The organism is Lentimonas sp. CC4, from assembly GCF_902728235.1.
In the GTDB taxonomy this organism is placed as follows: Bacteria; Verrucomicrobiota; Verrucomicrobiia; order Opitutales; family Coraliomargaritaceae; genus Lentimonas.
In genome coordinates, this window is the sequence record NZ_CACVBO010000002.1 from 201,791 (window position 1) to 214,659 (window position 12,869).

Annotated in this window: 7 protein-coding genes; 3 read left to right on the forward strand and 4 right to left on the reverse strand. The window is 51.7% G+C overall.

From position 1 onward, the window contains the following. Positions 1 to 210: 210 nt before the first annotated feature. On the forward strand, positions 211 to 897 hold the full coding sequence (locus tag GZZ87_RS17625) for a prepilin-type N-terminal cleavage/methylation domain-containing protein (RefSeq protein ID WP_162024894.1): 687 nt from the start codon (positions 211 to 213) through the stop codon (positions 895 to 897). 139 nt (positions 898 to 1,036) lie between these two features. Here the strand turns inward: GZZ87_RS17625 and GZZ87_RS17630 are convergent, their stop codons facing one another. Then, the gene (locus GZZ87_RS17630) at positions 1,037 to 1,291 is read right to left on the reverse strand and encodes a hypothetical protein (RefSeq protein ID WP_162024855.1); all 255 of its coding nucleotides are present in this window, start codon (positions 1,289 to 1,291) and stop codon (positions 1,037 to 1,039) included. A 575-nt stretch (positions 1,292 to 1,866) separates the two neighbouring features. Between GZZ87_RS17630 and GZZ87_RS17635 the strand changes: the two genes are divergently transcribed. Both GZZ87_RS17635 and GZZ87_RS17640 read left to right on the forward strand, forming a co-directional pair. After that, entirely contained in the window at positions 1,867 to 3,804 is a 1,938-nt protein-coding gene (locus GZZ87_RS17635) for a DUF294 nucleotidyltransferase-like domain-containing protein (protein ID WP_162024854.1), read from the forward strand. Then, complete coding sequence (locus GZZ87_RS17640; protein WP_162024853.1) at positions 3,801 to 4,493, forward strand: 3'-5' exonuclease; 693 nt, start codon at positions 3,801 to 3,803, stop codon at positions 4,491 to 4,493. Before GZZ87_RS17635 ends, GZZ87_RS17640 begins: the two co-directional genes overlap by 4 nt. Before the next feature lie 42 nt (positions 4,494 to 4,535). Here GZZ87_RS17640 and GZZ87_RS17645 read toward each other — a convergent pair whose 3' ends face one another. The 3 genes from GZZ87_RS17645 to galB form a co-directional block, all read right to left on the reverse strand. Continuing rightward, positions 4,536 to 5,933, reverse strand: a complete 1,398-nt coding sequence (locus GZZ87_RS17645) for a sulfatase (RefSeq protein ID WP_162024852.1) — start codon at positions 5,931 to 5,933, stop codon at positions 4,536 to 4,538. 162 nt (positions 5,934 to 6,095) lie between these two features. After that, on the reverse strand, positions 6,096 to 9,974 hold the full coding sequence (locus tag GZZ87_RS17650) for a PQQ-binding-like beta-propeller repeat protein (protein ID WP_162024851.1): 3,879 nt from the start codon (positions 9,972 to 9,974) through the stop codon (positions 6,096 to 6,098). 283 nt (positions 9,975 to 10,257) lie between these two features. Further along, complete coding sequence (gene galB, locus GZZ87_RS17655) at positions 10,258 to 12,711, reverse strand: beta-galactosidase GalB (RefSeq protein WP_162024850.1); 2,454 nt, start codon at positions 12,709 to 12,711, stop codon at positions 10,258 to 10,260. Positions 12,712 to 12,869 lie beyond the last annotated feature (158 nt).

The window sequence follows — 12,869 nt, forward strand, 5'->3', positions numbered from 1 at the left end:
TACTCCAAACGTGAGAACAGATGTATGCGCGTATTAGATATACGCGATTGAGCCAGTTTGATTTGCGTAATGAGGTATATAATTTACGTAAACACGCCTTTCTTCGTCAGTTTGAGTTTGCTATGATGGCAACATGGACGAGTCGAATCTTCACTTATTGAAGCCTGACTCGCACGTTTTTTATGATCTAACCTCACACCCCCTTCATGTATGAAATTACTTAGCCCCCAATCCCGATTGTCTCGTAATCCCGCGACCTCCCTAGGTTTCACCTTGATCGAATTACTTACGGTGATTGCAGTTATTGCAATCCTTGCCGCTATCTTAATCCCTTCAATTTCAAAAGTTAGAGAGAAAGCGCAGGCGACACAATCGTTGTCGAACTTACGTCAACTAGGTGTCGCAACGCAGATTTATGTAGCAGATAATAAGGGGATGCTCCCAGCCATCGACTGGAAAGTTGAGGAAGCGTATTGGGTGACTAGTTTATGGAAGGTCGTTTATGAGCGGGATATGCTTTCGCAGGAAGCTGATCGGAGCATGGATACTATTTTTAATTCACCGTTGCACGAACCGGTCGCCGAGGGCGAAGAGCAGGGGGATAATTTGAAGGCTTTTTATGGTATGAATGGCTGGTTGGCGAAGAAGGTTGATAATGGAGATGGCACCAAGACCAAGTTTGGAATTCCTCAGATTAGTGTGCTTAATCCTACCAAGACGATACTGTATGGAGATGCGCAAAAACGCGTGCTCTGGGACTTGCCGTCTTCAATTCATTACCTGCATGGGAACAAATGTAACTTTGTATTTATCGATGGACATGTGGAATCATTGACGGCGGAAGAGATGGTTGCTTTGGGTGATCCGTTCTGGAGATACGATGTAGCCACAAAATAGGATCGGGGGGCAGTCACTTCGTGTGATCTGTCGCGGTTCAATTCATTCTTAGGCTATTGACCTCGTATTAGTCTCAAAAAAGGAGGCGTGAACTTCGTTCAGGCCTCCTTCGAAATGAATGGTATGTTGGTCAGATCAACTACTTTTGATCCTTCTTCGTTTTGGCTGCCCAATGAGCTTTTTTCTCAGTGCCAGTGACGATCCCGTCTTTATTGGTGTCGATGATGACGAATTGTGCTTCAACTTTCTCTTGATTGAACTTCCAGCCTTTTTTGGCTGCAGCTTTCTTTTGAGCTGCGACGAACTGGTCTTTGGTCATGCCCTTCTGGGCAGCTGAAAGACTTGTGAGTGCTGCGATGCACAGGATGCCTGCAATGGTGAGTGTTTTGGTCATAATCTATGTGTGTGGTTGTCTCCTCGTTGGAGTGGGGTGATTTGAGGCGCAAGGTGGTTTCACGCATGATGTGTCGCACCGATCCTTGCCATTTGAACTCGTATCATAGCGGAATGCCGAATTCGTGACTATATTGAATCGCGTCGAAAGTATGCGTGTTTATGACGGAATCGGCTCTATGTTATTACTGGAAGTATCACTGGGATATGGCGCAAAAAAGGCACGCATCTTGCGATCCGTGCCTTTCAGGGATATCCCCATATCCCCATTCAAAATGTAGCCCGACTATACGAATAATCCGAAGTGTGGCATAGTGATGATCGCGTAAAAAACATGTGTATTTTCGTCAGCGAAAGCGGATTATTCAGTCCACGATTCTTCGATTCCCATTTCGGCTGATTGATTTGCGCAAATCGATATATCTTTTACGTTAAAACCGCTTTCGCCAACTGGTGGAATTCACTATTATCGTTCAGTGTGATGGGTGGTCGTTCAATGCCCCTTGTTTTTGTAAGCCTCGGGCTGACCTAATACTAGTTTAGGTTTGGGGCGGACCTTAGTTGTAAATATTCCTTATGAATCAGATTCCAAAGCGGGTTGCGGATGCCTTATTGAAATACCCGCCTTTCTCCATGTTAAGGCAAGCCGACGTTGAGTCCTTGGCGCAGACGGCGCGTATACGGGCGTATGCGAAGGATGACTTCATTTGGAGGCAGGGCGATGCGCCGGGAGAGTATGTTGATTTTCTTGCTAAAGGGCGGGTTGAATATTTATGGAAGAAGAATCAAAGCGAAGAGTTGGTAAGTGTCCGCGATGTGGGTGATGTTCTAGGTCTCACTACTTTTATAGATGCCATTTCGTATCAAGTTTCCGCTCACGTTGTCGAGGAGAGCTTGGTGTATGCATTGGAGTGGAAGCAACTCAAGGGACTGTTCGACGAATGTGATGCCGCCCGTAACTATGTGAGGCGTCACCTCTTTTGGGCGACACGCGTAGGCCATTCCGCCAGCCTGCCTGCTCAAATGAATGCCAGCGTCGAATCGAATATTCTAGAAGCGCATTTGGTCGGAGCGCGTAAGATTGATTTACGACCGATCGAGCGCTTACTGTCCTGTTCTTTGTATACTTCGTTGAAAGAAGCCGCGACTCTGATTTCCGCGAGACGTGTGTCCTCGATTTTGGTGGTCAATGAACAACGGCACCCTCTTGGTATTGTTACTAGCAGTTTACTGATCAAGCGTATCATTGTGGAAGGAATCGATGAGGCGTTGCCCGTTTCTACGATCATGGCGAGTCCAGTCTATACCATCGGTCGAGATGAGAGTGCGACGGCGGCGATTCTCTTGATGCTGCGTCAGCGAATTGGGCAAATTTGTATTACTGAGGATGGCAGCCCTCGCTCACCGGTGCTGGACGTGGCGACGCATAAGGATTTGCTCACACAGAGTGGGCATCATCCTGCTGGTCTGTTGCGCGAGATTCGTTTGGCGCGTGCATCATCACGCTTCCATGAGTTGGCCGATGATATTGAGCAGGTCTGTAATAGCTACCTGACTGCGGGTGCATCATCCATTTTTATGGGTCAAATCTGCGCCGAGTTTTACGATACGATGGTCGAACGCTTTATCGAAATTATTGAGCACGTCATGATCGCGGAGAATGATACATTGCCAGATGTGCGGTGGTCATGGATTGCGGTGGGGAGTGATGGGCGTCGTGAGCAGCTACTACGCACCGATATTGATAACGCGATGGTTTTTGCTTCCTCTGGTAATGACGATACGGATGAGCGCATTCGGGCGCGGTTGTTGAAATTCAATGAACGTGTGATTCAATGCCTTGTGGACGCAGGGTTCTCAAGATGCCAGGGGGGTATCATGGCCTCAAATCCCGCTTGGTGTAAAACGGAGCTTGAGTGGATGGAAGAGCTTCGAACCCTCAACCGATTTACAAAAGGCCAGGATCTGCTCCGTGGTTTCACGCTCATGGATATGCGTCATGTGGCAGGTGATTCCGCGCTTTCGGCTCAGCTACGAGCCGCGATGTTTCACCACGCAACGAATGAGCCGACTTTGTTACCTGCGATGGCTGGTTATGCGGTCGAGTCTCGGCCGCCGCTGAATTTCTTAGGTAAGTTTATCGTCGAAAAAAAGGGCATGCAGGAAGGGCGCTTTGATATTAAGGCCAGAGGCATCAAGCCGATTTGCGATATCGCTCGTGTGCTCGCTCTGAAATGTGGCGTTCAATCATGTTACTCGACTGGCAAACGATTGGACGAATTAGGACGCTTGAAGCCCGAGTGGGCAGAAGTTTGCCGATATGCGAGTGATTCTTATGAGTTTTTGATGCGAATGCGGACCTTAAACGGATTTAAGCAGGACGATTCGGGGCGCTATATCGAACCAGGCTCGCTGACGAAATTGGAGCGCACGCAATTATCCAATGTGTTCGATGTGCAGCGTATGCTACAGAATACCTTGCGAATTGAATTTGGATTGGAGCTCAACACATGATTCGATCACTGTTTAATAAAGACACGGACAGCGTGGTTCAGGCCTATCTGGGAAATTTTCCGCGCTTCCGTGGCGGTGCGACTACGGTGCAAGAGGCGTCGTTTATTGTTTTGGATGTCGAAACGACTGGGTTTGATGCATGGCACGATAAGATTGTTTCGATTGCATGGGTCAAAGTTGTTGGCGGGGAGTTGCTGATCGAGTCCGCAAAGAGCGCGATCGTTTGTCAGCCGAATGTCGATTTGAAGGATTCTAGTGCGATCCACGGACTGTTACATGAGCAGTTGCAGCAGGGGCAAAAGCCCGAATCGATATTGGCCGAGCTTCTGCTGGATTTATCGGACTCGATCATCGTCGGACATCATGTTGCATTTGATCTACGTATGATAAATCAGTCGATGCGGACTCATTATCAGATGAAGTTGAAGAATCGCTGGCTTGATACGGCTGAGCTCGCGATGAAGACCCTCGATGCTTTCAAGACCAGTGGTTATAGTAATCAGAATCCACCATCGCTGGATGAGGTGTGCACCTATTGCGGTATTACGATAGAGGATCGCCATACGGCCGAAGGCGATGTGTTGGCGACTGCGCAATTACTACTGTTGATGTTGGCGCGGTTGCAGCAGCGCCAGAAAGGGGATCTGCCATTGAAGACCTTGCCCTTGCGGCGTGCGTCATCGTGTTAATTCGATCGATGGTTCAACCCGGTTTCTTCCAATCGCAACAGTTTATTTATGCTGCTTTTTCGGGATGAATTTCGAGAATGCTGCTTTGACGGAATCATACTCAGGATTGGACGCTAGGTTATGCCACTCATTCGGATCCTTGCTATGGTCGTAAAGTTCTTCCACGCCACCTTTTTTGGTGATGTAGCGCCAGCGTTCGTTTCGTAGGCTATACCCTGATGAGGAGGTTGTGATGGATGGATAGTTCCATTCCATTTCTGGGTTGTCGATGAGTGGCTTGAAACTGCGACCGGTGAGATCGGCCTTTTCAGGCAGGCCTGCTAGATCGATGAGTGTTGGATACAGGTCGATCAAATTGATTGGGCGAATGCTGCGGCCTGGTTCTGAGCCGGGGACTTTCATCAAAAAGGGCATGCGTGCGGTCTCTTCCCACAGGGTCGATTTTTTGTAACGCATTTTTTCGCCGACGTGCCAACCGTGGTCACTCCAGAGCACGACGATGGTATTGTCCTTGTAAGGGCTTTCTTCCAAAGCATCGAGTAGCACGCCGACGCAGTCATCCGCATAAGCAACATTCGCGAGATAGGCCCAGGTGATTTCTTTGAGCAAGCCGCGTTCTTTCGCGTCGATATATTCTGCGGCAGGGCCGCCTTTAATGTCGGAGTAGTCGTCTTCGTTGATCGGAGGCAGTTCGATGGTATCGAGATCGAAGCGGGCGTAGTATTCAGCAGGCACTGTCCATGGGAGGTGAGGGCGAAATATGCCGCATGCCAAGAAAAAGGGTAGTGGCGTGTCTTGATCGGCTGAGTCGGTGAGCCACTGCGCTGCCCAAATGGCATTCTGGTAGTCTTGGGTGAGCTCTTTCGGTTGCATGGTGGACTTCCATGCGATTTGCGGCTTCTGCACGAAAGTGAGGCCGTTATCGATCTTGATGTCCTTGTAGGGACTCATGTCGGTCTGCTGATCTTTGGGAATTTTGAGCTTATCCTTTTTCTGATTGCTCATGATGTCCCAACTCTGCTCATCCATGTCCGCGTGGTGGAATATCTTACCGCGCACCATGGAGGTGTAGCCATGATTGCTGAAGTAGCGTGGTATCATGATCGCATCCTTGAGAGCTGGCACACTGCGCATTTTCTGATGATTGCTATACAGCCCGGTGACGTAAGGTGGCAGGCCACTCATCAAGGCCGATCGCGAAGGGTTACAGGCGACGGACGAGCAGTTCGCGTTTTCAAACACCATACTCTGCGCTGCGAGACGATCCATATTCGGCGTCTTGGCTTGCGGATGGCCACCGAGGAATCCGACCCAGTCATTCAGATCGTCGATGGCGATCATGAGGATATTCATCGGCTGATCTTGAGGCTTGTCGGCTGCGAAGCTTTGTGACGCCAGAAGGCTGGCTACGGTGAGTAAGAGAGTGGATTTAAATGTCATGTGTTATCGGGGAGGGGAGCTTTAACAGAAGCTACGATCAAATGATCCGTGGAAACATGAATTATATCAGAATTCGTCATATCCTTAGATATGCGATCGCGTATAAAGTATATGTTTATTCGTCAGGTCGAATGGGGTGTCATTGCAAGTGAATGACCTCAACTATGGTTGAGAGATTTTTAATCGGAAGAATAATTGCGCTCTATCTGTCGTATCGAGTGTCCGCTCAAATAGCTCCATCGGGTTGCCCGGGGTTGTGTTACTTTCAGTGCCCCAAGTCGTATTCCAATTCCCGAGTCTTAGATCCTCCTTCCATTGAGCTTCGTAATGGATACCTGCAGTCACGGAACTCAACTGCACGTTGAAATAGGACGCCGTGTGGCTGTCGAAGTTTAGAGTCAATTGCGGGGGAGTTCCGGTGTCGGACGGATCGAGCGGATCGCCACCTAGGGCGAATTCGTGCAAATCACTCATGCCATCTAAGTCTTTGTCTGATCTGGAGTTGCCGCTGAGGCCGTGAACACTGGCAAACGTCCCCCAGTCGTTTTCAGGAAAGAAGGGCTCGTCGAGTTCGATGTCCATGAAGCGGAATAGGCCGAGCGGCACGGTGATGGTGGTGCTGCCGTTATTGACGGAAAAAGTCTCGCCGCTAAGTAGGTCTTTAACTTGCACGGGTTGCACGGTGTGGAAGTGGATGATGGCGGTGCGTTCTTCGGGGTTGAGATAGCCACTGTCGACGAGTGTGAGTCGCAGGTGAGTGGGGGCGGACTGTGCGGTGACCCAGGCCACACCACCGGAGACGGTGATAGGGAGCTTGCTCTTGTTGGCAAGGATGTCGGCCTCGACTGTGGTGTAGTAGGTTTTGGCGTCATGCTTGCCGTTGCCAGTGCTGTCGAGGTAATCGCGGCCATCGGTGATGTATTCGGTCATGATGTTGCGATACATCGGGTGGATGTGATCGATCATGGCACCACGTGCGGGGGTGGCTGCTGCATGGTCGCCTGCTTGGGGCGGCGTGATGAGCACCATGCCGTGCTCGTAAGGCGGTAGGAAATGTAGGCGACGATCGTTTACGCCAGCCGCGTATTTTGAAAAATCCCAATCGGTTACGGGTGAGGCAGGCCAGGTGCCGTTGAGGTGGCTGAATACGAGTGGGTTGGCGTTCTCGGTCGTTTCGTCGAACCATGTGAGCCATTTTGTGTCGGTGCCTTCTTCGATATAATGTTCATCAGGCTCGGCCATGCTGAGATGGACGGGGTTGAAGCTGACGATCTCTTCACGCTTGGGCACATAGAGTGCACCTTCAGCAATGAGTTCCCAGAGGAAGCTGAAGTAGGTCTGATCGACGGAGAAATTGTTGAGGTAGGTCGCTCCACTGGCAACACGGTAAACCATGTCACGCAGGAAGTGGTTGGGCAGGTTCTGATCCGCGTGTTGGCGGAGGCGATTGTAGCTGACGTTATCACGTGCGCAACGTGAGCCCCAGTCGTCGACTGCGCCGCTGGCCCAAATGCCTAAGCGCCCAGCCACACTGAGCTCCATCGTCTTCGAGGTGGTCTCTTCCATTGAGGGCACAAAAACGTCGGCATAGTTGCCATTCATTAACTCCTGCCAGAGGTCGAGTCCGCTGGGCTCGGAAGTGGCATAGACTTCGGACTGCCAGAAGATATTCTTTGTGCGGATGTAGAGTTTTGTGTTGTTGCTGCGTGCGTGAATGGCCAGTGGCTCAAACAGGTGGTTCCACACAAAGGCAAAGTCGTCGCTGTGGTCGGTCACTTCGGGGTAGATGAGCACGGTCATCTTACCTTCGGACTGCCCATAAGTCATGAAACTCTTGGTGAGCTCGGGATCATAGAAGAAGGGGTCGTTGCCGTGACCACCCCAAAAGGCGACGCCATCGGGATTTGCGTTGAATTCGCTTTGCACAGTGGTGGTGATCTCGGATGCGGTCAGATTGTAATCCTTGCGGCTATCGCGTTTGTCGCGGTATGTCGGATTAGCGGCGAGCACGGTGTCGCGATCCCAATCGGCCGGCAGCTGACTATTGACGCCAAATCCGTTGAGAATGATGGGGCTGTCATAGTTGTTTTGGATGTCAGTGGCGAGTGCTTCGACGTCGGTGGTGCCTTCGGTCATGAGCACGACGGGTAATGGGGCGCGCTCCCAGCTCGGTGCGGTGAAGGCTGCTAGTTGTGTGCGGGCGGTTTGAGTGTTTGCTAGTAGGGTGCTGATCTTTCCTGGCGGTGTGAGTTCGGTGAATTCGGTTTTCCAGTTGGGCGCAGTGATGTTGAAAATGTGCACGCAACTGCCGCCACTTTGGGCACTGGCTAGAATGATGTCGCCCGTTTCCGGATCGCGCCAGATATCGTTGTAGGAATAGGTGCCACCGCTGATGACTTCCATGCCTGCAGGGTCGAGGTCGAGTGGCAGCAGCATGATGTGATTGCCGATCAGTATGAGATAGCGGGAGGTGGCTCCATCGGGAACTAAGATGGGCTGAACGACGAAGTAACCGAAGCCGCCGAGTTCTGTTTTGTAGTCGCGAATGGGGAAGTCGGTGAGGCTATTGTCGTTGTAATCGACTACTTGAAAATCGGCTCCATTGACGTGGGTGCTGGTGCCGAGTAGGAGCTCTTCGGTGCCGTCGCCATCGACATCTGCCGCGTGCATGTGGCCAGCAGGATCGTTGAGACTGATTGAATTGGAATAACTCGGAGTCGTTGCCAGTGGACTGAAGATGTAAATCGAACCATTGCCGGCATTTGAGTTTTGCGCGCCGTGCACCGCGAGTTTTTCGGAGCCATCGGACTGTTTGACTGGCCGCAGAAAGTTAGCGATGTGTCGATTATTGGGCGGAGGATTATCGCCCCAAGCGCTCTCGATCGAGTAGCCTGAAGCGGGAATCGTCAGATGCGGCTGGCTAGGGGCGAGTAAATTGCCACTCAGTGAGAGGTAATAGAGGTTCATGTCGTAGCCGCCACAAACGACATACGGTGTGCTGCCGTTGCGAATGACGCAGACTGCATTCATCGGTGGCGCATGGTCGCCGGTGCGTGGGGCGAAAGTCCAGAGATCTTGTCCGTCGCTGCCGATGCAGTATAGCTTGCCGTCGGCATTGGCTGCGAGGACTTCGTCGTCGCCGTCACCATCGAGATCGTCGCACCAGATGTCGTGATTGTAGAACCCAGATAATGCATTCTCCCAGAGGATGGTGCCGTCGTCGTAATCGAGGGCGATCACACGGCCATCATAGGAACTGGCGATGAGGATGCGCTCGCCAGATTTCCATGCGGTGCGCACATTCGAAATCGTGTAGCCAGTGTCGTGTGTGATCCGTGCAATCGGTGGCTGGGAAGCAGTCGCCTTAAAATAGCGCAGATGGACGCCACGCCAAGGGTTGCCATCGGTGTTGTCGAAGAAACCGTAGAAACCGAGCGCCTCGACGCCGATCATATCAATCGTTGCGACTGAGCCGACCACCGCGGAACCACTCGTGAGTGGTGTAAAGTGATACCATGTGAGACCACCAGGATCTCCAGTGGTGTAAGTCTCCCAATTGATGGTGATGCTGATTGGCTCGCTGGCATACCAGTTGCCGTCGCCTTTGCGAATGACCCAGCGAAGGTTTGCGGCATCGGTCGCTCCGCCGCTAATCCTTACTGTGGAACTGAGGCTAGTCAGGGTGCTATCTGCAGTGAGGAAATTTTCCCAGCAGATCATGGTCTCATACGTGGCGCTGTTTTTCCCGCTGCTGATGAAATCTCCGCTGGCATCGTCTTGCACGCGTTTAGTGTTGCCCGAAACCGTGGCGGCATGGTGAAAGTGTGGAGTCCTACCGGAAGCACTATTGTAATAGTCCGCCGCGGTCGGACTCGAGGCTTCGACTTGCGAGTAGGTGGTGTCCTTGCGGTTGAAATCCGTGTTGGCGCTAACGATGTCCGTTTCTCCGTTGGGGGCACCCCATTGGACGATCGTGCTATCCGCGTAGGTGGCAGCGTATCCGCAGATGAAGAGTGTCAATGAAAGTAGTCGGGCAGTCATGCGCATCTTAAGAGAGATGAAGTCGCACGTTTGGGCGATCTGCTGCGCTTGCTAAAGAAGCCAGTGCGAGTAAGAAGAGGGGTATGAGTCGTCGGCGCATGGATCGTCTATTATACAGAGTTCGGTTTTGCTCTATAGCCACTATTGCGTATAAAAAATACTCAGTTGTGTCAGCGCTCGCCGATAGGATGGTTGTATCCGTTGGTCTGACACTCCCGATTTTGATTGAGGATCCAAAAAAAGGCCTCCGTTTCCGGAGGCCTTTGTCAGTATTTAAGTTGGGCTATTTGATGCGAATCGTTGTTTCGGCGGTTGTCAGTCCGTCGGATTCCGCTGTTAAGGTGACAGTCCCTTTTTTGCCTTTGATTGAGCGAACGACGACCAGCGCCTTGCCGTTGAAGACTTTGAGCTCCGTCGCTTGGAACGATTCATGACTGGTCGGATCGCCATTGCCGGTGGCGGCGATGATTCCAGGGCCTGTGATTGTATATTTAACCGAGTTGTGGGTGCGTGGCACGAGTCGCCCCTTGCTGTCGACGACATCGACGGTGATGAAGGCTAGGTCTTGGCCGTCGGCTGCGATTCGGCTGCGGTCGACTGTGAGCGCTAGTTGTGTCGCTTCGCCTGTGGTCTGCACTGAGTTTTTGACCCACTCGTTGCCATCTTTGTAGGCAACTACGACCAGTTCGCCTGGTTCGTAGATGACGTCGTCCCAGCGCAGGCGATATTCGAATTCGCCTTTGATTTTGCGTCCGAGAGACTTGCCGTTGAGGAATAGCTCGGCTTCGTCGCCGGAAGTATAGACATGCACAGGTGTGACTTCGCCGACGCGCTCGGGCCAGTTCCAGTGTGGCAGGATGTGAGCGAGCGGTAGTTCCGGACGCCAGCGAGCTTGATACATGTAGTAGCGATCCTTCGGGAAGCCGCAGAGATCGACGATGCCGAAATAGGAACTGCGCGGCGGGATGTCGCCACCGAGTTTTGCCAGCTCTTTTTTCATACGCTCACGCTCGGCGGGATCGGTGAAGTTGAGCAGATTGGTCTTGTCCTTGTTGTAGGGAGTCGGCTCGCCGATGTAGTCGAAGCCAGTCCAGACGAACTCGCCGAAGACCCAGGGGTATTTATCCTGAGCCTCGAATTCGATATCGGGGCGGTAGGCCCAGTTCGGTGCGGTCAGATCGTAACTGCTGACTTGGAAGTAGCCGCCTTGGCCTTTGAATTTGTCATCGGACACAGGGAAGAAATATTCACCGCGTGAGCTGACAGTCGATGCGCTCTCGCTACTGTAGAGGGGGATATCTGGGTTCGCCTCGCGGAATTTGGCGTAGAGGTGCGGCTTATAGTTGAAGCCGTAAACATCGATGGTGTTTTGGAAGCCGTTGAAAGCTGCCTCGGGTCGACTGCCGCCAAAGGAGACAGGGCGTGTCGGGTCTTCTTTTTTGATGAGATCGGTTTGCATTTGTGAGATCCACGCTTCTTCTGGGTGGCTCATTTCTAAGATCTCATTGCCAGTGCTCCACATGACCACACAGGGGTGATTGCGATCACGGCGCACCATGTTGATGGTATCGCGCTCCCACCATTCCCAGAAAAACTGTGCGTAATCGTTGTCCGCTTTTTTGCGGGACCATGCATCAAACGATTCAACTTGAACCAAGATGCCCATACGGTCGCATAGTTCGAGGAACTCTGGTGCTGGAGGATTGTGCGAGGTGCGGATTGCATTCACACCGAAACCTTTGAGGATTTCGATCTGCCGCTCGATCGCGCGGACATTGACTGCCGCGCCCAGTGGTCCAAGGTCGTGGTGTTGGCAGACACCATTCATGCGAACGACTTTGCCGTTTAATAGAAAACCTTCGTCGGTGGTATATTTGATGGTGCGCACTCCGAAAGTGCTTTTGTAGGTATCCACGACTTCACCATCGATCGTGATACTGGTGTTGACCGTATATAGGTTCGGAGTCTGCAGGTCCCAGAGTTTCGGCGCACTCAGTTTGATGAAGGCAAGTTTCCCTTTGCCACTGGCTAACACCGTATCCGAGCCATCTTCGGTTATTTCGTGGGTGATCGTCGCATTGCTTGAATCTCCGTCTAGAGTCGTTTCGATTTTTACAGTCGCTTCGTCGGTCGAAACCATCGGCGTGGTGATATATACACCCCAATGAGCCACGTGGACAGGTTCCGTTTTGACCATACGCACGCTACGATAAATGCCGCCTCCGGGATACCAGCGCGAAGACTCGGCTTGATTATTGAGACGCACCGCGAGCACGTTTTGTTGGCCGATCTTTATGTGATCGGTCAACTCCATGCGGAATGAGGAGTAACCGTAGGGCCAATCGCCAATGTGGGCACCATTCAGATAGATGCTGTTGCCTGACATCGAGCCATCGAAATCGATAAAAACTTTTTTACCTGCATCGCTCGCGGGGGAGTCGAAGTGTTTACGATACCAGCCGATTCCGGACCATGGTAATTTTCCGGTTCGATTGGGAAGCTCGGCGCGGAAGGGGCCTTCGATGCCCCAGTCGTGGGGCACGTTGAGGCTGCGCCATGAGGAGTCGTCAAAGGACGGGTGCTCTAAGCCTTTGGGTTCCTTAAGTTGTGAACCGTCAGGCATGTCGCCAAAACGTGCGAATTTCCAGTCGTCGTTCAAGGAGAGTGTCTCACGAGCGATGGTGCTCAGTGAGGCGAGTGCGCAAAGGGCGATTAAAAGGTGTTTCGGTTGAATCATATTAGGGAGATTGATGTGTGAAAGATTGAACTCTGGAGTATCGAGTCCTTTGGTAAATCGGTAGATTCTATTGTTCGAGGAGAGTTAGGCATGAAAAAGGGCATGAACCGAAGCTCATACCCTTTACCCCTAAAGTATACCCTATATACCTTATATGA

Excerpts from the sequence above, each read along its gene's own strand:
- GZZ87_RS17650 (WP_162024851.1), bottom strand. The coding sequence starts at position 9,974 with ATGACTGCCCGACTACTTTCATTGACACTCTTCATCTGCGGATACGCT.
- GZZ87_RS17640 (WP_162024853.1), top strand. The coding sequence starts at position 3,801 with ATGATTCGATCACTGTTTAATAAAGACACGGACAGCGTGGTTCAGGCC.
- GZZ87_RS17635 (WP_162024854.1), top strand. The coding sequence starts at position 1,867 with ATGAATCAGATTCCAAAGCGGGTTGCGGATGCCTTATTGAAATACCCG.
- galB (WP_162024850.1), bottom strand. The coding sequence starts at position 12,711 with ATGATTCAACCGAAACACCTTTTAATCGCCCTTTGCGCACTCGCCTCA.
- GZZ87_RS17645 (WP_162024852.1), bottom strand. The coding sequence starts at position 5,933 with ATGACATTTAAATCCACTCTCTTACTCACCGTAGCCAGCCTTCTGGCG.
- GZZ87_RS17625 (WP_162024894.1), top strand. The coding sequence starts at position 211 with ATGAAATTACTTAGCCCCCAATCCCGATTGTCTCGTAATCCCGCGACC.
- GZZ87_RS17630 (WP_162024855.1), bottom strand. The coding sequence starts at position 1,291 with ATGACCAAAACACTCACCATTGCAGGCATCCTGTGCATCGCAGCACTC.